The sequence below is a fragment of the Stenotrophomonas sp. HMSC10F06 genome, assembly GCF_001807865.1.
Classification (GTDB): domain Bacteria; phylum Pseudomonadota; class Gammaproteobacteria; order Xanthomonadales; family Xanthomonadaceae; genus Stenotrophomonas; species Stenotrophomonas bentonitica_A.
Window position 1 is genome coordinate 48,356 of sequence record NZ_KV791288.1, and the last position, 23,201, is coordinate 71,556.

A 23,201-nucleotide genomic window follows, 5' to 3' on the forward strand; every position below is an offset into this window, starting at 1 on the left:
CGTATCGTGGGCCGGCCGCGCTCAGCGCGCCCCGGGCCCGGCAAGACGCTGTTGCCAGCGTGGGTACTCGGTGGTGATCAGGGCCTGCGGCCAGGTGCCGTACCAGTGGTAGCCGGTGCGGCGCTCGCGCGGAATCTGATCGAAGGTGGCCACGCGTTCGCCCTCCCGGTTGGCCAGCACCACCGAACTGTCGCGCAGGTCATGGAAGCGCCCCCACAGCAGTGGGGCATCCGTATCGGCGACCAGGCGGCGATCCACCGTGGTGCGATGGAACTGGAACTGTTCCGGCGTGGTCTGGAAGGTCTCCAGCCGCCAGCCGGTCAGCGCGTGCGCCTGGAACCACGCCATGGCGGCGTTGACCGAGGCGACCACCTCCGGCGATGGATCCGGGATCGACATCAGGTAGCGGACCACGCCGACACTCTCGTCGGTGACCAGCGCCGGCAGTTCGAACTTCCGGCCCTGCGCGGGCTGCAGGGTGGTGCGGTCGTACTGGCCGGCCCAGATCGTCGGCACACCGTCCTGGCGCACCTGCAGGCGCAGCAGGCAGGCATCGCCGGCGGTCACGGCCGCCTCCACGCGGGCACGCTGATCGGCCGTGATGAAGCCGAACACCGGCTCGCGCTGCACCCGCCGCAGCGTGGTCAGCACACCGCTGGTGACGTCGTCAGCGAAGGTGATATGGCCATGGTAGGAGGTGCGCGACGGCACCGAGTGCGGCCAGCCGCCACACGTTGGAATCTGCTCGGCGAGGATGAAGTCCAGGCCGCGCACGGCCGCATCGCGATAGCGGGCCTCCCCGCTGCGCGCGAAGGCCTCGGCCAGGTAGCTGACCTGGGTGTAGATGTTGCGGTTGTCGAAGCTGCCGCCGGGCGTGGCCTGGTCGGCCGATACCTGGGCCCTGGCGGCCTCGTCGAGGATCCGCTGGGGATCCTGGTTGACCGCCCAGCCACCACCGCGCCGCTGCAGCGCGACCAGGTTGTCGGCGATCTGCCGGTACTGATCGGGCCGATAGCGCGGGTAGTCCGTGCCGTGGCCGCTCTGCCAATGGTTGATGCCGTCCTGGAAGCCTCGCAGCGCGATGTCCTGGCCCTGCGCCATGGCGGCGCAGGGCAGGGCGACCCACAGCAGGGCAGCCAGCCGCCGCACGCTTACGCGCGCAGCAGGGCGGGCAGCCACAGCGACATTTCCGGGAAGAAGGTGACGATCAGCAGCACGCCGAGGGCAGCGAACCAGAACGGCCAGATCGAGCGCATGCTCTCACCCACGCTGATCTTGCCGATCGCGGTACCGATGAACAGCACCGAGCCCACCGGCGGCGTCACCAGGCCAAGGCCACCGGTCAGCACCAGCACCAGGCCGAAGTGGATCGGATCGATGCCGTAGGCCTTGGCCACCGGCAGGAAGATCGGCGTGCAGATCAGGATCATCGGCGCCAGATCCATGAAGGTGCCCAGCAGCAACAGCATGATCACGATCATCAACAGCACCATGAACTGGCTGTGCGCGAACGACTGCAGGAAATTGACCGCCGCCGACGGCACTTCCAGATAGGCCAGCAGCCAGCCGAACACCGCCGCGGTCGCGATCACGAACAGGATCACGCCGGTACTGCGCGCGGCATGGGTGACCGTGCCGAGGAACTCGCGCCAGTCCAGCTGGCGATACAGCACCGTGGTCACCAGCAGGGCGTAGACCACGGCGATCGCCGCGCTTTCCACCGCGGTGAAGATGCCGGCGCGGATACCGATGAAGATCAGCGCGACCAGGCCCAGGCCGGGCAGGGCCGAGACCAGCCGCAGCAGCACCGCCCGCCAGCCGGGGAAGATTTCCACGCCATAGCCGCGACGGCGCGCGACCACGTAGCCGGTGATCATCAGGGCGACGGTCATCAGCAGCGCCGGCACGATGCCGGCCGCGAACAGATCGGCGATCGACAGGCCACCCCCGGCCGCGGCCGAGAACAGGATCAGGTTGTGCGAGGGCGGCACCAGCAGCGCGACCAGCGCGGCAGTGATGCTGACGTTGACCGCGAAGTCACGGTCATAGCCGCGCTTGACCATCTGCGGAATCATCGTGCCGCCGACCGCCGAGACATCGGCGATGGCCGAACCGGATACACCGCCGAAGAACAGCGAGGACAGGATCGACACCTGGCCCAGGCCGCCGCGCATGCGCCCGACCAGCGAAGACGCCAGTGAGATCAGGCGCTCGGAAATGCCGCCGCGCATCATGATTTCGCCGGCGAAGATGAACAATGGAATGGCGATCAGCGAGGCCGAGCCGGTACCGGCCGAGATCTGCTGGACCAGCACCAGCGTCGGCAGATCCAGGTACCACAAGGTAGCCAGGGCGGCGGCGGCGAGCGCGAACGCGACCGGCACACCGAGCAGCAACAGCACCGCGAACAGGGTGAAAAGAATGGTGATACCCATGACTCAGCGATCTCCCTCGGCAACGGCATCGGCCGGCCGTACAGCCAGCGCCATCTGGTTCACGGCGAAGATCGCCATCAAGGCGCCACCGATCGACAGGGGCAGGTAGTTGATGCTCTGCGGCAGGTTGGCGCCGGCGGCCTTGATGTCCAGGCCGTCCATCAGCAGCACGGCCGCCCACCAGGCGATGACCACGCCCAGCACGGCCACCACCAGCGCGGCGAACACATCGACCGCGCGGCGCAGGCCCGGGCCCATGTGCGCGGCGAGCAGGAAGAAGCCGAAATGGCGGCGGGTATGCACGCCGGTGGCCGCGCCCAGGCTCATCGCGGTGGCGAGCAGCAGCAGCGTGACCGGCTCGGTCCAGCTGGGCGAATCATTGATCACATAGCGGGCGAACACCTGCCAGCCCTGCACCACCACCAGGCCCAGCAGGGCGATGACGGCAATGTAGATCGCCACATCGGCGATGACGTTGAGCAGGCGCTGCGGCGCGGTCGGGGTGATGACGGTTTCGGAAGTCGAGTCGGACATCGCGTCGGGGCCTCAGGCGAAGTCGCGGATGCGACGGGTGAGGGCGGCCAGCTCCGGCTGCTGCAGGTATCGCTGCAGCAGCGGGTCGGCGGCCTTGCGGAAGGCCGGCATGTCGACCTCGTTGAATTTGATGCCGAAGTCGGCCACGGCCTGGCGGGCGGTGTTTTCCGAGGCATCCCACTGCTCGCGCATCACCTGCACCGACTCGCGTGCGGTCTCGATCACCAGGGTGCGGTCGGCCGGACTCAGCGCATCGAAGCTCTGGCGCGACATCAGCAGCACGTCCGGCGCGTAGGAATGATCGCTCTGCGACCAGTAGTGCGCGGCCTCGAAGTGGCGGCTGGAGTGGAAGCTGCGCATGTTGTTTTCCGCACCGTCGATCATGTGCGTTTCCATGCCCGAGAAGGTATCGCCCAGCGACATCGGGGTCGGGTTGGCACCGAGCAGGCGCATCAGCTGGATGAAGATGTCCGAAGACGCCACGCGCAGCTTCAGGCCGTGCAGGTCCTTGGGTTCCACGATCGGATGCTTGGTGTTGTAGAAGCAGCGCGCGCCGGAATCGTAGATGGCCAGGCCGACCAGATCGCGGGTTTCAAAGCCCTGCAGGACCGTATCGGCAACGCCACCATCGAGGGCGCGGCGCATGTGCGCCACCGACTCGAACACATACGGCAGGCACAGGCCCTGGGTCAGCGGAAATGCGTTGTTGAGCGCGCCGGAGTAGACGCGGGTGATGTCGATGGCGCCGAAGCGGGCCATGTCGATCGCCTCGGACTCGCGGCCGAGCTGGCCGGAGTGGTACTGGCGCAGGCGCAGCCGGCCGCCGGTTTTTTCTTCCAGCGTCTTCCCGATCCATTTCACCGCCGTGACGGTGGGGTAGTCGGCGACGTGGACGTCGGTGGCGGTCAGCAACTGCGCACCAGCCGGTGCGGCGTTGGACGACCGCGAACAAGCCGTCAGCGCGGGCGCGGCAAGCGCGCCCAGACTGGTGGCCAGGAAACTTCTGCGAGTGAACATCTGCGCCCTCCCAAGCGTGCTCGCCATGTCCGCGCGGTTACCCGGCGGCGATGGCCTTGCAGGTAATGTCGCCGTAGCCGACGAAACGGATCAATGCTTGCTGGCCCACGGCGATATCGTGGATGCCGGTAGCGTTGCCACTGGCGATCAGGTCGCCGGCCTTCAACGGCCGCCCACGCTGCGCCGAGCGGCCCAGGGCGAAGGCATAGGCGGTACGCAGGCCACCGGGCAGCAGGGTCGCGCCACCGGTGCCGACCACCTCGCCCTCGATGCGGGTTTCCGCACGCAGGTCGGCATCGTCCAGGCGGGTCCAGTCCGGGATTTCCGGGCCCAGCACCAGGCCATTGTTGTTGCCGAAGTCCGACACCACCACGCGCGGGCCGAGCTTGTTGATGGTCGCCAGCGGGCTGCTGGCCACTTCAACGCCGATGAAGAGCTTGGCGGCCAGGGCCTCGGCTTCTTCCGGAGTCCACTGCAGCTTGTCCGCCGGGGCGTCTTCCTGCAGCTGGATCACGTACTCGGCCTCGACCGCGCCGAAGCCCCCGACGAACACCGGAATCTCTACTGTTCCACCGGTAGCATTCCAGAGTTGACGCGAGAAGATCGGGCCCAGCAGCCGATCGTCGCCGGAGACATCGCGGCGCTCGGCGGCGATGTAGCCCACCTTCCAGCCGACCACCTGGTCGTCCCACAGCGCGATGGCCTGGTCCTGTACCTGATAGGCGGTGACGAGGTCTTCCGGGATGGTGCCCGGGAAATCCGGCAGGGATTGGCCGTGTTGGCGGGCGCTGACGAAGTGCCGGGCGATCTCGCCCAACCCCTGGTCGGGCAGGTCCTGTTTGCCGTGGTCGTTGCTCAAGCGGGTCTCCCGGAAAAATTGTTGCACTGCCAATCGACAGCGGTTGGATGTGCTGTATATGGTAAACCGGTGTCATTGGCAATGTGCAGCGCATCAGAACGGCTGCCGGTCAGGCACGATGCCTGTTCCCCTGCCGGAAGGACGTCCGCCGATGCGCCGCCCCCTAGTGTTGTCATTGTTGCCTTTCCTGCTGCTGGCCTGCGGCCTCGCGCGCGCAGCCGAGCATGCCGTGCCGGGCACCGAGCCGGCCGCTGGCGCGGCGGACCGGATCGCGTTGTGGCCGGCGGGCGAGGTGCCGGGCGAAGCCGGCCCGGCCAGCGTGCCCAACGTGGTGGAGCGCAGCCATGATCCCGCCCTGCCGGATCGCTACATCGACAACGTCAGTGCGCCCTACCTGGTGGTGTACTGGCCACCGCGCCCGAACGGCAGCGCGCTGCTGGTGGTGCCCGGCGGCGGCTACCAGCGCGTCGTGCTCGACAAGGAAGGCACTGCCCTGGTGCCGGCGTTCGTCGAGCAGGGCGGGGTGACCCTGTTCGTGCTGCGCTACCGGCTGCCCGCCGGCCGCAGTGATCGCCAGGCCGCCCTGGCCGATGCGCAGCGCGCGATGCGGGTGATCCGCGCGGATGCTTCGCGCTGGCAGATCGATCCGCAGCGCGTCGGGGTAATGGGTTTTTCGGCCGGCGGCCACGTCGCGGCACGGCTGAGCAATGGCTTCGATGCACCGGTCTATCCCCATCGCGATGCCATCGATGCGCTCAGCGCACGCCCGGATGTCGCTTTGCTGATCTACCCGGTGATCGACATGGGCGCGCACGCGCATACCGGCTCGCGTGCGCGCCTGCTTGGCCCGCACCCCGATGCCGCGCTGCAGGCGCGGTTCTCGATGCAGGAGCAGGTCCGCACCGATACGCCGCCGACCTTCCTGGTGCATGCGCAGGACGACACCGTGGTCTCGGTCGACAACAGCCTGGTGTATTACCAGGCGCTGCGGCGCGCCGGCGTCACCACCGAAATACATCTGTTCCCGTTCGGCGGCCACGGCTTCGGCGTGCGCATCCCGCCCGGTTTGACCGTTGCGCAGTGGTCCGAGCTGGCCCTGCGCTGGATCCCTTCGCGCCACACGGAGCCCGCGCGCCATGACTGATACCCCCGCCGATCTTCAACGGCGTCGTTTCCTGCGCGACAGTGCGCGCTACGCACTCATGCTCGGTGCTACCAGCCTGCCGCTGTTGCCGGCCTTTGCCGGGGTGCCCGGCCCGCGCCACGATGCCGCGCCGCTGGCGCGTGTACGCAGCGGGCGCCTGCGCGGGCAGCTCGAGCAGGGCGTGAATGTGTTCCGCGGCATTCCCTACGGCGCCGATACCGCGCCCCGGCGCTTCCAGCCGGCCGTGCAGGAATCGGCCTGGCGTGGCGTGCGTGATGCACTGGCGTACGGCAATGCCGCGCCGCAGGGCGGTAACGAAGGGCCGGGCAGCGAGGACTGCCTGTTTCTCAACGTGTGGACCCCGGCGCTGCGCGACGGCGGCACGCGGCCGATCGTGTTCTATATCCATGGCGGTGCCTACAACAACGGCTCGGGCAGCGACCCGCTGTATGACGGCAGCGCGTTGTGCCGGCGTGGTGACGTGGTCGTGGTCACGGTCAACCATCGGCTCAACGTGTTCGGTTACCTGTACCTGGCGCAGCTGGGCGATGCGCGCTTCGCCGATTCGGGCAATGTCGGCCAGCTCGATCTGGTCCAGGCGCTGCAGTGGGTACGCCAGCACGCGCCGGAGTTCGGTGGCGATGCGGGCAACATTACCGTGGTCGGCCAATCCGGTGGCGGGGCGAAGATCGCCACGCTGATGGCGATGCCGGCCGCGCGCGGCCTGTTCCAGCGCGCGTGGACGATGAGCGGGCAGCAGGTCACCGCTGCCGGCCCGCGTGCGGCCACCCAGCGCGCGCAGATCGCGATGCAGGCCGTGGGGGCGGCCGATGCCGAGGCGCTGCGCACGATGCCGATGGAAGCGCTGCTGGCCGCCACCCGTGCACGCGATCCCTCGCGCGTGGAGAACAGCAGCCTGTACGTGGGCCCCGTGCTGGACGGTCGCTCGCTGCCGGTGCATCCGTTCTGGCCGGAGGCGCCGGCACAGTCCGCCGGAATCCCGATGATGATCGGCAACACCCACGATGAAACCCGCGCCTTCCTCGGCAACGATCCGGCCAACTTCGCCCTGACCTGGGAGACGCTGCCGGCCAAGCTGGAAAAAGAGCAATACGTGGACCTGCTGCCCTCGGTGGTGATCGCCGAGTACCGCCGCCTGTATCCGCACTACACGCCTTCGGAGGTGTTCTTCGCCGCCACCACCGCCGGTCGTTCATGGCGCGGTGCGGTGGAGGAACTGGAGGCGCGTGCACGCCAGGGCGCACCCACCTGGGCCTATCAACTCGATTGGGGCTCGCCGCTGGACGGCGGCAGGTTCGGTGCGTTCCACACCCTGGATATCCCGCTGGTGTTCGACAACATCGACCGCCCCGGTTCGCGCACCGGCAACGGCGAGGAAGCCAGCCGCGTGGCGGCCACGATGAGCGAGGCCTTGATCGCCTTCGCCCGCCATGGCGATCCGAATCATGGCGGACTGCCACGCTGGCAGACCTATTCGCTCGCCCGCCGCGAAACGATGCTGTTCGATGCCACCTCACAGCAGGCCGACGACCCGCGCGGTGGCGAGCGTCGTCTCTATCAGCAGGCCCCCTTCATCCAACGAGGCACATTCTGATGCGGTGTACGTCCTGGCTGCTCGGCAGCGCACTGTTCGCCCTGATGAGCGCGGCGCAGGCCGCCGTGGATCCGGCGGTGATGGACCGCCCGGCACCGACCCCGATCCGCGCCAGCAAGATCGTGCTGGTCGGCGATTCCACCACGGCCGTGCAGGGCGGCTGGGGGCCGGCGTTCTGCGCACGGCACGTGACCTCGTTCCTGACCTGCACCAACCTCGCCCGCGGCGGCCGCAGCACCTACAACTACCGTGCCGAAGGCTCGTGGGCGCTGGCCGAGGCGGAGATGCGCATGCCGGGCTATGCGCAGACCTGGGTACTGATCCAGTTCGGCCACAACGACCAGCCAGGCAAGCCGGGCCGCTCCACCGATCTGCAGCGCGAGTTCCCGGACAATCTGCGCCGCTACGTGCGCGAGGTCCGCGCCACCGGTGCACAGCCGGTGCTGCTGACCCCGTTGACCCGCCGCCAGTTCGCCGACGGCGTGCTGATCGATGATCTGGCCCCGTGGGCCGAGGCCGTGCGCACTGTTGCGCGGGAACTGGAGGTGCCGCTGGTCGACCTCCACGCACGCAGCCGCGCGGTGGTGCAGGCGCTTGGGCCGGTAGCCTCGATGCCGCTGGCACAGGCGGCCGCCACGCCTGCGCAGGTGAGTGCGGCGCTGGGCGGTACGACGGTGGGTGCAGCGCCCGTCGCTGGCGCACCTGTCGCGCAGAACAACGCCGCCACCGAGCCCATGGGGCAGGCCAAGGTCGCCTTTGATTACACCCATCTGGGCCCGGACGGCGCGGCGCTGTTCGCCACACTGGTCACCGAGGAACTTGCCCGTCAGGTTCCCTCGTTGCGGACGCTGCTGATTCCCTGATCAATAGGCAAGTCCGACTATTTCTTTCGAATGGCGGGGTATGTCGGAGATCGTGGGGCAAACGGATGTGATCCAGGTCAAACACGTTGTTCACCCGGATCGCCTAGACTCGGGGCATGCAAGACCAATGCAACCCGTTTCCGCCGTTCCATGGCCGCGATCGATTGATCGCCGCGGTCGACCATGCGGTGCAGCACGAGCACGCGCACCAGATCGCCACCACGCTGCGCTCGGCGTTGCGTGAGGCGATCGCCGACAGCCGCATCCAGCTGCCGGCCTGCGTGCATCGCCCAATCCAGGACCACTACGCGCGCCGCGAGCTGTACCGCAGCCCCGTGCACGGCTACAGCATCGTGGCGATGAGCTGGGGGCCGGGGCAGGGCACGCCGCTGCACGACCACAGCGGGCTGTGGTGCGTGGAGGGCGTGTGGCTGGGCCAGCTGGAAATCACCCAATACCAGCTGCTGGAGCGTGATGGCGAGCGGTTCAGCTTCCGCCCCGAAGCGGCCGTGGTGGGCGACTGTGGCAGTGCCGGCAGCCTGATCCCGCCGCACGAGTACCACACCATCCGCAATACCAGCGATGCGGAGCTGGCGATCTCGGTGCACGTCTACCAGGGCAAGATGACCCGTAGTGCCATCTTCGAACCCGAGGCCGATGGCTGGTACCAGCGCCGCGTGCAGGTGATGGAAACCGACGCGGCCTAGGGCGCGACGGGCGCACCGCTCGACCCGACGCCGCGGTGGCGCGCATCATGCGCGTTGCACCCGGTTACCGACGTTCCGCCATGCCTACGCTGCCGTTCCAACAGGTCAATGTGTTCAGCCAGGATCCCCTGCGGGGCAATCCGCTTGCCGTGGTTCTGGACGCCCAAGGCATCGACGCGGCGCGCATGGCCGCGTTCGCGCACTGGACCAACCTGAGCGAGACCACCTTCCTGCTGCCGCCTACCGATCCGCAGGCAGACTATCGCGTGCGCATCTTCACCACGCTGGAAGAACTCCCGTTCGCCGGGCATCCCACCCTGGGCAGCTGTCATGCCTGGCTGGCCCATGGCGGCGTGCCCAAGGACGAAGAGATCGTGCAGGAGTGCGGCATCGGCCTGGTGCGGATCCGTCGCAGCGAGGCGGGCCTGGCATTCCTGGCGCCGCCACTGCTGCGGGGCGAGGCATTGGCACCGGACCTGCGCGAACAGGTGCGGCGCGGGCTCGGCGTGGCGGCGGAGGACGTGGTGGACGCGCGCTGGGCGGACAACGGCACCGGCTGGCTGGCCCTGCGCCTGCGTGACCGCGCCGCGGTGCTGGCGATCCAGCCGGACTACGCGCAGCTGCAGGGGCTGAAGGTCGGCGTGTTCGGGCCGTGGCAGGCCAGCGATGGCGACGAGGCCCAGTACGAAAGCCGCGCCTTCATTGCCGGTGACGGCGCACCGGAGGACCCGGCCACCGGCAGCCTCAATGCCGGCATCGCGCGCTGGCTGCTGAGCACCGGCGAGGCGCCGGAGCGCTATGTGATCAGCCAGGGCACCGCGATGGGCCGTGCTGGACGGCTGCGGGTAGAACGCGTGGGCGAAGCACTGTGGATCGGCGGGGACTGCGTGACCTGCATCGAGGGGCAGGTCACGCTGTGATCCGTCGCTGCCATGCATGGCATGGCACTACCGGTCCAGCACCACCAGGTTGTTGCGCTGGGTCACCTCGGCGGCGCCATCGGCCTGCATGACACGCACGCGCAGCCCACGGTGATCCCCGGCCGGCAGCGGCAGGCTGATCGTGGTGGTTTTCGGCACCAGATCGCTCGGCGCGGGCAGGCTGGGAATCTCCACCCGGGCAAGCTCACGGCCCTTGGCATCTTCCAGCACCGCCACGCCCACGCTGGTCGCGACGTGGCCCAGGCTGTGCACGGTCACGTGCAGCTGCTGCCCGTCCACGCGCACATCGCCGCGCCCGATGCCCAGGTCGGCCCGCTGCTCGACCGGCGTGCCGGCCTGCACCAGCTCGAACTCGAACACCTGGCTCTGCCCCGGCGCGAAGCGCAGCGTGGTCGAGGCACTGCGTTCCAGCGCCAGATCGCGCGTCGTCGCCTTGCCGTCGATCCGGTCATCGCCGTCGCGGTCCACGCCGCTGGTCATCCGCCATTGCCCGGCGGTGACGTTCCAGGTGCTCATCTCCGCGTCCACCGCGCGCGTGCCCAGGTTGTAGGCGATCACCTTGAAGCGGTCCGGCGAAGGCGCGTGCACCAGCAGCGCCACCTGTTCGGCCGCGTCCGGCTGGGCGAAGCGCCAGCTCACGGTGTGGCCGGGCCAGCTCTGGTTGCGCTTGAGCGCGATACCGCCCAACCGCGCGCGCTGCAGGAACTCGCTCGGCGCCTCGACACGGTCGGACCACCAGTGGCCTTCGGTGTTCATGTACTCGCGCTGGGCCTTGGCCTGGATGCCATCAGCGTGCAATGCCTCCAGGTACTTCTTGTCGCCGGTGGCCTGCCACGCCATCAGACTGGAGAAGCCGGTGTTGCCACCGTCGGCATCGCTGATGAAGCGCGGGTTCCACTCGGCACCGCGGCCCAGCGCCTCGACGTAGTTCTCGCCCAGGTTGGACAAGGCACCCGGGCCACCGCGCTCCACGCGGTAGTCCAGCGCCTTGAGGTACTTGTCATCGCCGGTCCAGCGCCATGCCGCCCAGAAGGTGTGCATGATGTCGCCGCTGCCCGAGCCGTTGTTGAGCTCGCCGCCGCGGGTCTTGCCGGTCGCCCAGTGGATCTCGTTCGGCAGCGCCCAGCGCCCCTTGTCGTCGGTGTAGGCGTGGGCCAGGTAGCTGTCGGCCAGGCCGGTGACCAGCTTTCGGCCAGTCGGGTCGGCGTTGTACTGCCCGATCAGGAACGCCGGGTGCAGCACCGGGAAGGAGTACGGTTTCTGCCACTGCCAGTTCGGCTCGCGGTAGACCTTGTTGCCGCCGAACCAGTTGCTGGAGAACAGCAGATGCCCCTGCGGATTGGGCAGGATGATGCGTTCATCGAAGGCCTTCACCGTTTCCATCAGGCGCTCGACGGTGAGCGGATCACCCCAGTTGAGGTAGAGCATCGCGCTGTTGGTGTTGATGCCTTCCTCGTAGGCATGCAGCTCGTCGGTCTCGATGGTGCTCAAGCCATTGCTGAACATGCCATTGCGGTACACCGCATCGGACAGCGCGGTCAGCGAGGCATTGAGCTTGTCCGGCTGCACGCCCATCAGGGCCAGGCCCGGCCACTGCTGGGTGAGATCGGAATCATCGGAAATGCCCCCGCCGAAATCCCCGTACGCAATCTGGCGGTTGTCGATCCACCAGTCGATGAAGCGGCGTACGTACTTGAGGTCTTCGGTCTGGCGGAAGGCCCACAGCGGTACGCCCTTGGGCGCGTCGGGCTGGGTGAACGGCGGTTTGCCCTGGCTGTTGTAGCTGATGTAGTTCCAGTACAGCCGGCCCAGTTCGTGGTCCGGATCGACGCGCAGCAGATCGCTGAGGTCGGCATAGACGCGCGCATACAGGCGCTGGCGCTTGGAGGTGGTGTGCTCTTCGACCAGGAAGCCCCAGTTGTCGCGTACCTGATTGAAGCGGTCGGCGATGTGTTCCTTCTTCGCCTCCTCGCGGTCCTTGTAGACCATGCGGATTTCCGCACCATCCAGCGAGGTCGCATTGAAGCCGGGCGCCGCAGAGGCGATGGAGATCCACAGGCTGTCGGCGGTCAGGATGCGATCGCGCAGGTCCAGCCACAGGGTGCGCTTCTGGCCCGGCTTGACCGAGACCGACACGTCGATCATGTCGCGCGCCGGCCAGATCGGGTCCTTGATGCGGATGTTGAGCGGGATCAGGCCGTCCTGCGTGGCCGGCAGATCCAGCTTGGGCAGATCGATGGCGATGCCATCCAGGCCGTCATGCATGTTCTCCCAGCTGTGTGCCCAGCTGCGGATCAGCGGCTGCGCGGCCGGCGCGTCGCTCACGCCGGAGGGAATCAGCACGTGCACGATCGGCATCGGCTGCGCGGGCAGCGTGTCGGCCGTGCGCTTGCGCGAGCCGGCGCCCTTGGGCAGCGCCATCACCGTGCTGCGTTCGGCCGCCGGGTAGCGGCCGTCGATGTACTCGCGCAGTGCGGCGATGTTGGTGTAATCCGGCAGCGCCTGGCTGTCGATCAGGTAGCGCTGCTTGACCGTACCCTCCGGCTCGGCGGCGTCGCTGACCTGGTAGGCCCAGATTTCCTGGATCGGGGTTTCCTGCGCGGTATTGCGGAAGTGCAGCACGCCGCCGTCCTGGGCTGGAATGCTGTTGACGCTGCGGACCACGCCCTGCGGGCGCTGGAACAGGGTCTGTGCCGGCTGGCCGTCCACGCTGTGGCTGAGCCCGCCAAACGCTGCACCGCGCACTTCGATGCGGTTGACGGTTTCACCGGCCGGCAGGGTCAGGTCGAGCTGCTGGCCACCCTCGACATAGGTATTCCAGTCCGGCAGCTGGAAGTAATCATCCCGTCCGGCCAGCCGCGAGCGGTTGTAGACGCCCGGCCAGGTGGTCTCGGCGATGCCGTCGGTCGCCTTCCACATCCACTGCTTGTGGTCCTTGGTATCGGCGAATTCGATTTTGCGGATCGTGGTGGTCGGGGCACTCAATGCCGGCGGCGGCGTGGCCTCCCACCCATGGCGATGGCGCCAGGCGCGCATCGGGTCAGGCGCGGCCACGGCCGTGGTCGGGGCAGCATTCCGGGCCAGTGCGGCCATGCCGGCCGGATCGAGCAGACGGTCGTAGACGCGGATCTCGTCGAAATCGCTGCCACGCAGGAAGTTGTAGCGGCTCTGCACCTGGTAGGGCGCCATCACGCGTCCGGCCAGGCCGAGCTGATCGAGTGCGGCGTCGTAGTCGGCGGTGGTCTCCTGGCGGGCAACCTCTTTGCCGTCCACGTACAGGCGCACGCCGTGGTTTTCGTCCCAGCCGAAGGCGATGTGCTGCCACTGCTGCGGCGAGGGGTTCTGGTCGAGCTTGAACGACACGCGGGTGCGCGCCAGGTTGGCATCGGTGACGAAGGCATCGAAGCCGTGGCCGTTCCAGTCGATGCGCAGCCAGGCCATGTCCCAGCTGCTGTGGTCGGCATAACCAACCCGGAAGATCACGAACGGTGCTTCACCCACCGCGTAGCGCGAACGCCAGAAGAAGCCCAGCGTACCGCGTTGGGCCTGGATGTTGCCGGGGGCATTCCACGACAGCACGCCGTCATCGGCCCATTCGATCGCACTGCCATGCGCCCCGTCGGGAACCCGCTTCACCTTGTCCACGAAGTTGGGAACCGGGTCGCCCGCGGCGGTATCGGCCTGCAGGCCCTGGTCGGCCGACACGTGGAACAGCAGCTGGGGCGCGGTCTGCGCCCAGGCGGTGCCACTGCCCGCAAGCAGCAGCGCCAGCAGGCTGGCGGACAGGCGGGAGGGGCGGATCGAGGCGGCGACAACGCGATGCATGAGACCTTCCTTTCGACAGCAGAAACAGTACAGCGGAACCAGCAGCGGGGGTCAGCCGCTCACGGTGGCCTCCCGCCCCGGCACCGCGCCCGCCATCCCGGAGAGAAGGATGCAAGCGGGCGCGATACCTGTGGCGGAAGACGCAGCACGGTCAGAACTTGTAACGCAGGCCGAGGTAGTACTGGCGGCCCGTATGGGTGTAGCGATCCGGCAGCGACAGCGCTGAATCGACGTAGCGCTCGTCGGCGGTGTCGAGCAGGTTGATCGCCTCGAAGGTCAGCGAGAGGTTCTTGTTGACCTTGTAGGACATGTTGAAGTCCACGTTCTCCACGCTGTACTTGCCCTGCACGTCGGCGGTGGCGAACTGGTTGCCGTCCAGGTCCCACACGTTCTCCTGCGAGAGGATCGTGCTGATGTACGCGTCGCGGTAGCTGGTGGAGACGCGGGCGCTGAAGCGGCCGTCGTCGTAGTACAGGGTGGCGTTGTACGAGCTCGGCGAGAGGTTCAGCAGGTCGTTCTCGGTGTAGGTGGTGACGATCGTGCTACCGGTGCCCGAGCTGAACATGTATTTGATCTTCGACTCGACGTGCGTGTAGTTCAGCTGCACGCCGAAGTTCTTCCAGAAGCCGGGCAGGAAGCTGAAAGGCTGCTGGTAGGACACTTCATAGCCCTTGAGCGGGCCGCCCGGGGTGTTGAAGTAGCTCTGCACGTTGAACACGGTGTCCGGGCTGAAGCCGGTCGGCAGCAGGTCCAGCGAGTAGCCCATGTCCGCCCAGGTGGTGAGCAGGCGCGTGCGCTGCACGTAGCTGTCGATGTCCTTGTAGAACAGTGCCGCCGACAGCAGCGCCCCTTCCTCGAAGTACCACTCCGCGCTCAGGTCGTAGTTGGTCGAGCGGAACGGATCGAGCTTGGGGTTGCCCAGGTTGATCGAGTAGCTGCGGTCGTCATCGAAGTACGCGGTAGGTCCCCCGCTGACGCTGGGCGACAGGTTGGACAGGGTCGGGCGGGCCATGGTCTTGGCCGCGCCGAAGCGCAGCACGAAGGTATCGCTCAGGTCCCAGGCCAGGTTCAGCGAGGGCAGCCAGTCGTCGTACTTGTGGCCGACCCGGGTGGCGACCTGCAGGCGCTCGCCGGGATCGGCGGTGGCGCTGGCCACGCCGAAGAACGGCGCGCAGGCCGAAGACAGATCGGTCGCATTGGCCGCGGTGCACGGCGCATAGCCATCGGCGGTGATCCGCGTCTGCACATAGCGCACGCCGAGGTTGCCACGGAACGCACGACCCAGCAGATCGGTGTTGAAGTCGAGCTGCAGGTAGCTGCCGTAGCTCTTCTCGTTGACGTCGAAGTTGTTGTTGGACGCGCCGAAGTGGCCCACGCTGGCCAGGCGGTAGTCGCCGCCCAGGGTACCGGTGTCGCAGTTGCAGTAGATGTCCAGCAGCTTGGCGATCTGGTTGAAGTCCGGCACCAGCCAGCTGTTGGGCAGGTTGCCGTCCATGCCCTTGCCGAAGCCGCTCAGCGTATCGCTCAGGTCACCCACGGTGACGCCGGCCGGCAGTGCCTGCGACAGGCGCCCGTAACTGATGTTGCGGAACTCCTGCGTGCTCATGTCGTAGTCTTTGAAGGCCAGACCGCCGCGCAGGGTGAAGGTGGGGCTGATATCGAAGGTCAGATCGACCTTGGCCGTGTCGAAGGCGTTGTCGACGTACTGCGGATTCAAGCGCACTTCGCTGATGTTGCCGCCACGCGCGGTGCCGTTGGCGTTGACCGGCGTGCTGCCGTAGCCGAGCCACTTCCAGTTGTCCACGGCGTTGAGATCGAACGGGAAGGACATCGCCGGCACCTTGCCGTTGCGCATGTCCAGCACGAAGCCGTCCAGGTTGCTGTTGTCGAAGCTGACCATCGAGAAGACCGGCCGCTCATAGTTCGACTCGGAGTGGCCGACCACGGCATCCAGGCGCACCGCATCATTGAAGCGATGCTCCAGGTTCAGGCTGAACTGCTTGAACTCGGTGCTTTCTTCGATGGCGGTGGATTCGGTGCGGAAGTCGACGTTGTCGAACACGCCGTAGGTCAGGCGGTTCTGCTCATCGGCATGCGCTTCGCGGACCACGATCTGGGTCTTGCCGCCGTACTGCGCGGTGCGATGCAGGTTGGCGCCGATGGAGTCTTCGCGCACGTTCTTGTCGAGCTTGGAGTACAGCATGTCCAGGTTCAACTGCGTGTCGTCGCTGACCTTGAACTGCACTGCGCCGGTGACACCCAGGCGCTCGATCTCATGTTCGGTGCGGATATAACGCGGGTAACGCGGGATCCAGGCGTTGGTCGCGGTCTCGTAGGCGGCGATGTTCTCGGCGGTCGCGGCCGGGCGATCCAGGCCGGGGCCGCAGTGGGTCGCATCGATGCCGTAGCTGCCCCAGCCGTTGCTGCGCGCCTGGTTGGCGGCGCTGCCGACACCGGCGGCGGTTTCATTGGCCAGCGGGTTGCGCGGGGTCTGCGGGTCGTAGCCGGCCGGGCTGCAGAAGCCATAGGTGCCGTTGTTGGCCGCGGTGCTCTGGTTGGAGTTGCGGTAGTTGCCGTGCTCCCAGCGGACCGGGTTGTAGCCTTCTTCGAAGATGGTGCGCTTGCTGTAGGCCACCGACATCAGCGCGCCGACCCGGCCGTCGGCCCAGGTGTTGCTGATCAGCCCGGAGATGCGCGGGTCCTTGTTCCTGGAGAGTTCGTTGAAGCCGTACTGGCCGCCGAGCGAGGCCTGGAAGCCCTCGAAATCGAACGGGCGCGAGCCGCGCAGGTCGACAGTGGCGCCGAGAGAGCCCTCATCGGTCTGCGCCGACTGGGTCTTGTTGATCTTGACCCGGCTGAACAGCTCCGAGGCGAAGGTATTGAAGTCGAAGCCGCGGCTGCGGTTGACGCCGGTGGTGCCGCTGCCTGCGGTGGACAGCGCTTCCAGGCCGTTGATGCGCACGCGGGTGAAGTCCGAGCCCAGGCCGCGCACGGAAATCTGCTGGCCTTCGCCGCCTTCACGGTCGATCGAGACGCCGGCGATGCGCTGCATCGACTCGGCCAGGTTCAGATCCGGGAACTTGCCGATGTCTTCAGCGTAGATCGCATCGACCTGCTCGACGCTGTAGCGCTTTTCATCCAGCGACTGCTGCAGGCTTTCGCGGTAGGTCGCCTTGACCTCCACCTTGTCCAGATCGACCGCGTTGAGTGACGCGGCCTGTTCCGGCGTCTGCTGTGCCGCGGCGATGCCAGCCACGCCCTGCAACGCCAAGGCGACCGATACTGCGAGCAAGGTAACCGGTGTCTTTTTGCGGGTGTCGAGTCGTTCCATCGTGTGTAAGCCCCTCCCAGGGTTCGCCGCCATGCGACCGTGATGTTGATGAGTCATGACGTCCGGCCTCCCCCGGAGCGTCCAGCGCGCATTGCCGCGGTGACACCGCTGGTCATCCGAAACGTAACAAACCCTTCACGCGGCGGCATCTTGCGCCGCAGCAGCGTGCATTCGCTGGTGAGAGTCGTGGGATGGCAACGATGGCGGCGCGCGCGCAGCCGGCGGCGTGATCACTCACGCCGCCGGCGGGTACTGCCGTTGAATCAGAACTTGTAGCGCACGCCGAGCAGGAACTGGCGGCCGGTTTCGGTGTACTGCAGCGGCAGCCGACCGGTGGCCGGCGAGTAGACCCACTCGTCGGAAGCTTCGTTGGTCAGGTTGATGCCTTCCAGGCTCAGTTCGAGCTGGTCGCTGATCGTGTAGCGGATCGAGGCATCGATGACGGTGGTGCCGGTCATGCCGTGGTAACCGTCGAGGTTGAAGCCGGCTTCCGTACCCGGTGCCTGGGTCAGGTAGTCATCGCGGTTGGTCGCCGAGACACGGCCGGAGAAGACCTTGCCTTCGTAGAACAGCGTGGCGTTCCAGGACGACTTGGACAGGCCGGTCAGGTCGGTCTTCATCACCGGCTGGCCGGCCGCGTTGAGGTACTGGATCTGCGATTCCACCCAGGTGTAGTTCAACTGCACGCCCAGGTTGGACCACTTGCCCGGCAGGAAGGTGAACGGCTGGGTGTAGTTGGCTTCCACGCCGTGCAGTTCACCGCCCGGGGTGTTGACCGGGCGGCTGTAGGTGAAGTCGTCGGCGGGCGAGGCACCGGTGCCGATCAGCAGCGAGGCGGGCAGGCCGCTGTCGGAGTACGGACGCACTTCGCGGGTGGTCTGCACGAAGCTCTCGATGTCCTTGTAGAACAGCCCGATGCCGGCCATCGCGCCTTCGGCGAAGTACCACTCGAAGCCGAGGTCGACGTTGGTCGCGCGGATCGGCTCCAGGTCCGGGTTGCCGCTGGAGATGGTGCGCGCACCACCGGCCACGGCCACCGTTGCGCCCGGCGTCAGGCTGCCCAGGCCCGGGCGGCTCATCACCTTGGCCGCGCCGAGGCGGATCAGGAAGTCCGGGGTGACTTCAGCCACCAGGTTGAACGAGGGCAGGGTGTCGTTGTAGGTGCGGTTCTCGGTGGTGGAGACCGTACCGGTGGCCAGCGTGGACAGGCCGGTGGAGCTCTGCTTGGTGCGCACGTAGCGCACACCCACGTTGCCCGACAGCGGCAGGCTGCCCAGTTCGGTGGAGAACTCGCCCATCAGGTAGGCACCACGGTCCTTCTCTTCGACGCTGCGCACGTTGTTGGCGCGCGGGGCGACGGCGAAGATGCCGCTGTTGCTGTAGATGTCGAACTGATCGGCAATCGCGTTCAGGTCCGGCACCACCCAGTTGGACGGGCTGCCGTTGATGCCCTTCAGGCCGGCCTGCTCGGTCATGTCCACCGGCACGATCTTGGTGCCATCGGCGAAGTTGGGCACGGCCAGTTCGCTGGCACGGCGCAGTTCGGTGGTCTTGAACGTGTAGTCCTTGGCCAGCACGCCGCCCTTCAGGCGGAAGCCCGGGCTGATGTTCCAGTTGAAGTCGAGCTGGCCGGTATCGAAGTCATTGTCCACGTACTGCGGGCGCAGGCGGATTTCCGCCAGTTCCCAGCCCGCCGGGTTGGTCGGGTCGATGCCGTAGTTCAGCGTCGGGAAGCGGCTGTTGCCCCGGTAGTCGTAGCTGTAATTGTCGACGTCGTACTTGTCCATGATGATCGTGGTCTGGACCGGGTTCTCGTGCTTGGAGCGCGAGATGCCGACCTTGCCGGACAAGGTGAAGTCATCGCCAAAGCGGTGCTGGCCATTGAGGCTGAGCTGCTTGAACTCGGTGCTCCACTCGTCATGGCGGTTTTCGGTACGGATGTCGACATTGTCGAATTCGCCGTAGACCAGCGCGTTGTTTTCGATCGCGCCGTTCTTGACGATCATCGCCGGCTTGCCGACCAGGCGCGGCGTGGTGCTGGTGCCACGGCTGAAGGAGATCGCCTCGATGTAGTGTTCGTCGCGGGTCGCATCGATCTTGGAATACAGCGCATCCAGCGAGAACTCGGTGGCGTCGCTCGGCTTCCACTGCAGGGTGCCGGTCACGCCCAGGCGCTTCTGCTCATGCTCCATCTGCACGTAGCGCGGGAAGCGCGGGTGGTAGACGTCGGCCGAACGGGCGGCGGCGAACGGCGAGGCCGCGTTGAAGTTGCCGTTGCTCGGGCCGTTGGCCCAGCGGCCGGTGTTGGAGCCCTCCTCCAGCGCCTGGCGCTCGGAATAGGCCACCGACAACAAGGCACCGAAGGTGCCGTCGGCGAAGGTGTTGGAAATCAATGCGGCCATGCGCGGGTCGGCTTTTTCGGCCATCGCGTTGTAACCGGCCTGGCCGCTGGCGGCAAAGGTGAAGCCGTCATAGTCGAACGGGCGCGCGGTGCGCAGGTCGACCGTGGCCCCCAGCGAGCCTTCCTCGACGTCCGCCGAGGCGGTCTTGCGCACCATCAACTGCGAGAACAGGTCCGAGGCGAACACGTTGAAATCGAAGCCACGGCCACGGTTGGTGCCGCCGCTCTGGTCGCCGGCGCCGACGGTGGTCAGCGCTTCCATGCCGTTGATGCGCACGCGGGTGAAGTCCGGGCCCAGGCCGCGCACCGAGATGTTGCGGCCTTCGCCGGCCTCACGGGTGATGACCACGCCGGGAATGCGCTGCAGCGACTCGGCCAGGTTCAGATCCGGGAACTTGCCGATATCCTCGGCGACGATGGCATCGACCACGCCGGCTTCGCCGCGCTTGATGTCCAGCGCCTTCTCGACACTGGCGCGGTAGCCGGTGACGGTGACGGTATCCAGGTCGGTGGGGTTGGTGCCCGCATCCTGGGCCAGCGCGGTACCACTCAGCGCCAGGCCGATCGACAATGCGAGCAAGGTAACCGGTGTCTTTTTCTGCGTGTTCTGGACTTGCATGTTTTCCCTCTCCCAAGGTGCTACATGAAACAGCTATCCAACGACATGTCAGTGCAATGACACCGCTGGTCAGGGCGGACGTTAACAGCCCGTTACTGATCCGGCATCTTGCACCGCAGCAGACTTTCAATGTCCCGCAGACGCTTGCAGGACAATGGTTCCGACATTCGGGACAGGTGGACGGGGCGGCGTCCATCGCTAGAATGACACCGCTAGCCATTGCTGCTGGGCGTCCTTGCGGCGTCTGCGGCCCTCACAAGGATCCAAGACCATGAGTCGTGTTGTCTGTTTCGGAGAGTTGTTGCTGCGCATGAGCGCCCCCGGCCGGGAGCTGTTGCTGCAGAGCCCGCAGCTGGCCGTGCACGCCGGGGGTGCGGAGGCCAATGTCGGTGTCTCTCTGGCCCATCTGGGGCATGCAGTGGCCGCGGTCAGCACGGTGCCGGCCAACCCGCTGGGCGAGTACGCCGTGGGCGAGCTGCGCCGCCACGGCGTGGACACCACCGCCGTGCGGCGCACCGACGGCCGGATGGGCCTGTACTTCCTGACCACCGGCGCCGTGCAGCGTGCCAGTGAAGTGGTCTACGACCGCGCCGATTCGGCCTTCGCCAACAGCAGTCCCGCCGACTACGACTGGGACACGCTGCTGGCCGGCGCCGACTGGCTGCACCTGTCCGGGGTCAGCCCGGCGCTCAACCCGGCGATGGCCCAGGCCACGCTGGCCGCAGCCCGTGCGGCGTGCGCGCGCGGCGTGAAGGTGTCCTTCGACGGCAACTTCCGCCCGTCGCTGTGGGCGCGCTGGCAGGGCGATGCGCCTGGCATCCTGCGCGAATTGTTCGCCTGCGCCGATCTCGTCTTCGCTGACTACCGCGATATCGGCGTGGTGCTCGGGGGTGCGTTCGAGCAGGCCGATGTGCGTGAGCGCGTCGATGCGGCCGCGGCGCAGGCCTTCGCCGCGTTCCCGCGGTTGCAGTGGATGGCCTGCACCCAGCGCACCCCGCACAGCGTGGACAACCATGCACTCGGGGCGATGCTGATCGGCCGTGATGGCACCCGCGCGGTGGCGCCAACCCGCGAAATGATCGGCATCGTGGACCGCATCGGCGGCGGTGATGCCTTCGCCGCCGGCATCCTGCATGGCATGATGCGCGGCTTCGCGCCGGACGCGATCGTGCGTTTCGGCCTCGCCGCAGGCTGCCTGAAGCATTCCATCCCCGGCGATTTCAACCCTGTCAGCGAGGCTGACGTCATGGCCCTCACGGGCGAGGAGCGATTCGATGTCCGGCGCTGATCCGCGCGTACGCGCAGTCCTGAAACTGGCCCCGGTGATTCCGGTGTTCACCCCGGAAAATGTCGAGGATGCGGTCGAGGTCGCGCGTGCCCTGTTCAACGGCGGCCTGCCGGTGATCGAAGTGACGCTGCGCACGCCGATGGCGATGGAGGCGATCCAGGCGATGGTCGAGGCCGTGCCCGATGCCGTGGTCGGCGCCGGTACCGTGTTGACCGCCGCGCAGATGGAGAAGGTCAAGCAGGTGGGCGGGCGCTTTGCGGTATCGCCGGGCGCGACCCCGCGCCTGTACGCCGCCGCGCGCGATACCGATCTGCCGTTCCTGCCGGGCGTGGCGACCTCGTCGGAGCTGATGCTCGGCCTGGAGCAGGGCCTGGATACCTTCAAGTTCTTCCCGGCGGTGCAGGCCGGCGGCGCGGCCATGCTGTCGGCATGGAACGGCCCGTTCGGCGATGTGCGGTTCTGCCCGACCGGCGGCATCAGCGCGCAGACCGCGCGCGATTTCCTGCATCTGCCCAACGTGCTGTGCGTGGGCGGTTCGTGGCTCACCACGCGGGCGCTGCTGCAGGCCAGGGACTGGGCCGGCATCGAGCAGCTCGCGCGCGATTCGGCCGCGCTGGTCGGCTGAGCCCGCACGGCCTGCCGCCTCAGTGGCGGCGGGCCGTCGCCCCGACGCGGCGATACAGGGTGCTGCGACTGATGCCCAGCGCGCGCGCGGCCTGGGCGACATTGCCATGGCTGGCGCGCAGCGCATCGCGCATGGCGGTTTCGGTCATCGCCTCCAGCCCCTCTGCCGTGGATGGCATCACCGCTGCGTGCACCCTGTGCAGATAGGCCGGCAGCATCCCATGCAGGATCACCTCGCCCGGATCGCTCAGCGCCACCAGCGTGCGCAGGCACGAGCACAACTGCCGCACATTGCCTGGCCAGGCATACCCGGCCAGCGCCTCCAGCGCGGCGGACTCCAGTTGCCGGCCCTGGCCAAGGCGTTGCCACAGGCCCTGCACCAGCGCCGTACGGTCGCCATGCTCGCGCAGCGCCGGCAGGCGCACGCTGTGATCGGCGATGCGGTAGTAGAGATCGCTGCGGAAATCACCGGCGGCCATTGCCTGGTCCAGATCGCGGTGGGTGGCGCAGATCAGGGCGAAATCCAGCTGCACCGGCTTGCCGCCGCCCAGCGGTGACAGCGTGCGCTCCTGCAGCACGCGCAGCAGCCGCGGCTGCAGCGCCAGCGGCATGTCGCCGATCTCATCGAGGAACAGCACCCCGCCCTGGGCCTGGCGCAGCAGGCCGGTATTGCCGCTCTTGCGCGCACCGGTGAAGGCCCCTTCCTCGTAGCCGAACAGCTCGGCTTCGATCAGCCCTTCCGGCAGCGCCGCGCAGTTAACCGCCACGAACGGTTTGTCGGCACGCGTGCTGCGCCGATGCAGTTCGCGTGCGAACACCTCCTTGCCGGTGCCGGTCTCGCCCTGCAGCAGCACCGGCAACTGCGCGTCCAGCACGCGGCAGGCGCGCTCGAGCACCTGCTGCTGGGCGGCGTCGAACAGGGGGCTGGCATCCACCCGCACCGCTGCCCCGGCGGCACGCGCGGGTGCGGCGGCGGCCGGACGCGCGGGCAGCGGCGA

The 23,201-nt window shown here is 67.4% G+C and carries 16 protein-coding genes; 7 read left to right on the plus strand and 9 right to left on the minus strand.

Translation table 11 applies throughout. From position 1 onward, the window contains the following. Positions 1 to 21: 21 nt before the first annotated feature. From pelA to HMPREF3113_RS11865, 5 genes are read right to left on the minus strand one after another with little or no spacing between them, the layout of a single operon-like run. Entirely contained in the window at positions 22 to 1,179 is a 1,158-nt protein-coding gene (gene pelA / locus HMPREF3113_RS11845; protein ID WP_070472737.1) for a pectate lyase, read from the minus strand. Further along, the gene (locus HMPREF3113_RS11850) at positions 1,152 to 2,435 is read right to left on the minus strand and encodes a TRAP transporter large permease (protein ID WP_070472742.1); all 1,284 of its coding nucleotides are present in this window, start codon (positions 2,433 to 2,435) and stop codon (positions 1,152 to 1,154) included. Before HMPREF3113_RS11850 ends, pelA begins: the two co-directional genes overlap by 28 nt. 3 nt (positions 2,436 to 2,438) lie before the next feature. Beyond that, positions 2,439 to 2,969: a TRAP transporter small permease gene (locus HMPREF3113_RS11855; RefSeq protein ID WP_019184090.1), complete on the minus strand. Its 531-nt coding sequence runs from the start codon at positions 2,967 to 2,969 to the stop codon at positions 2,439 to 2,441. A 12-nt stretch (positions 2,970 to 2,981) separates the two neighbouring features. Next, a complete protein-coding gene (locus HMPREF3113_RS11860) occupies positions 2,982 to 3,986 on the minus strand; it encodes a TRAP transporter substrate-binding protein (protein WP_026069922.1) in 1,005 nt (334 codons plus the stop codon). Positions 3,987 to 4,023: 37 nt separating this feature from the next. Next, complete coding sequence (locus HMPREF3113_RS11865; RefSeq protein WP_083279831.1) at positions 4,024 to 4,845, minus strand: 2-keto-4-pentenoate hydratase; 822 nt, start codon at positions 4,843 to 4,845, stop codon at positions 4,024 to 4,026. Positions 4,846 to 4,996: 151 nt separating this feature from the next. Here HMPREF3113_RS11865 and HMPREF3113_RS11870 point away from each other — a divergent pair, with 151 nt between their 5' ends. The 5 genes from HMPREF3113_RS11870 to HMPREF3113_RS11890 all read left to right on the plus strand — a co-directional run bounded on the left by HMPREF3113_RS11870 (position 4,997) and on the right by HMPREF3113_RS11890 (position 10,094). Then, complete coding sequence (locus tag HMPREF3113_RS11870; protein WP_070472745.1) at positions 4,997 to 5,989, plus strand: alpha/beta hydrolase; 993 nt, start codon at positions 4,997 to 4,999, stop codon at positions 5,987 to 5,989. After that, entirely contained in the window at positions 5,982 to 7,604 is a 1,623-nt protein-coding gene (locus HMPREF3113_RS11875) for a carboxylesterase/lipase family protein (RefSeq protein WP_070472748.1), read from the plus strand. Before HMPREF3113_RS11870 ends, HMPREF3113_RS11875 begins: the two co-directional genes overlap by 8 nt. Before the next feature lie 44 nt (positions 7,605 to 7,648). Next, positions 7,649 to 8,467 carry a rhamnogalacturonan acetylesterase gene (locus tag HMPREF3113_RS11880; RefSeq protein ID WP_083298790.1) on the plus strand — a complete coding sequence of 273 codons (819 nt, stop codon included), beginning with the start codon at positions 7,649 to 7,651 and terminating at the stop codon, positions 8,465 to 8,467. 116 nt (positions 8,468 to 8,583) lie between these two features. After that, positions 8,584 to 9,174 carry a cysteine dioxygenase family protein gene (locus HMPREF3113_RS11885; RefSeq protein WP_070472752.1) on the plus strand — a complete coding sequence of 197 codons (591 nt, stop codon included), beginning with the start codon at positions 8,584 to 8,586 and terminating at the stop codon, positions 9,172 to 9,174. Between the two features lie 80 nt (positions 9,175 to 9,254). Next, a complete protein-coding gene (locus HMPREF3113_RS11890; RefSeq protein WP_070472755.1) occupies positions 9,255 to 10,094 on the plus strand; it encodes a PhzF family phenazine biosynthesis protein in 840 nt (279 codons plus the stop codon). A gap of 27 nt (positions 10,095 to 10,121) precedes the next feature. Here the strand turns inward: HMPREF3113_RS11890 and HMPREF3113_RS11895 are convergent, their stop codons facing one another. The 3 genes from HMPREF3113_RS11895 to HMPREF3113_RS11905 all read right to left on the minus strand — a co-directional run bounded on the left by HMPREF3113_RS11895 (position 10,122) and on the right by HMPREF3113_RS11905 (position 20,291). After that, complete coding sequence (locus HMPREF3113_RS11895; protein WP_083298788.1) at positions 10,122 to 13,940, minus strand: LamG-like jellyroll fold domain-containing protein; 3,819 nt, start codon at positions 13,938 to 13,940, stop codon at positions 10,122 to 10,124. A 151-nt stretch (positions 13,941 to 14,091) separates the two neighbouring features. Next, positions 14,092 to 17,271 carry a TonB-dependent receptor gene (locus HMPREF3113_RS11900; protein ID WP_070472759.1) on the minus strand — a complete coding sequence of 1,060 codons (3,180 nt, stop codon included), beginning with the start codon at positions 17,269 to 17,271 and terminating at the stop codon, positions 14,092 to 14,094. A 263-nt stretch (positions 17,272 to 17,534) separates the two neighbouring features. Continuing rightward, positions 17,535 to 20,291, minus strand: coding sequence for a TonB-dependent receptor (locus HMPREF3113_RS11905; RefSeq protein ID WP_070472762.1), 2,757 nt, complete (start codon positions 20,289 to 20,291; stop codon positions 17,535 to 17,537). 271 nt (positions 20,292 to 20,562) lie between these two features. On the opposite strand from HMPREF3113_RS11905, the gene HMPREF3113_RS11910 reads away from it, so the two are divergent. Together HMPREF3113_RS11910 and eda are read left to right on the plus strand one after the other, a co-directional pair. Beyond that, on the plus strand, positions 20,563 to 21,579 hold the full coding sequence (locus HMPREF3113_RS11910) for a sugar kinase (protein WP_083298789.1): 1,017 nt from the start codon (positions 20,563 to 20,565) through the stop codon (positions 21,577 to 21,579). Then, positions 21,566 to 22,204 carry a bifunctional 4-hydroxy-2-oxoglutarate aldolase/2-dehydro-3-deoxy-phosphogluconate aldolase gene (eda, locus tag HMPREF3113_RS11915; protein ID WP_019184076.1) on the plus strand — a complete coding sequence of 213 codons (639 nt, stop codon included), beginning with the start codon at positions 21,566 to 21,568 and terminating at the stop codon, positions 22,202 to 22,204. The genes HMPREF3113_RS11910 and eda overlap by 14 nt, the downstream gene beginning before the upstream one ends. Positions 22,205 to 22,223: 19 nt before the next feature. Here the strand turns inward: eda and HMPREF3113_RS11920 are convergent. After that, positions 22,224 to 23,201: sigma-54-dependent Fis family transcriptional regulator (locus HMPREF3113_RS11920; RefSeq protein ID WP_254665284.1), on the minus strand; the 978-nt coding region annotated here is incomplete at its 5' end.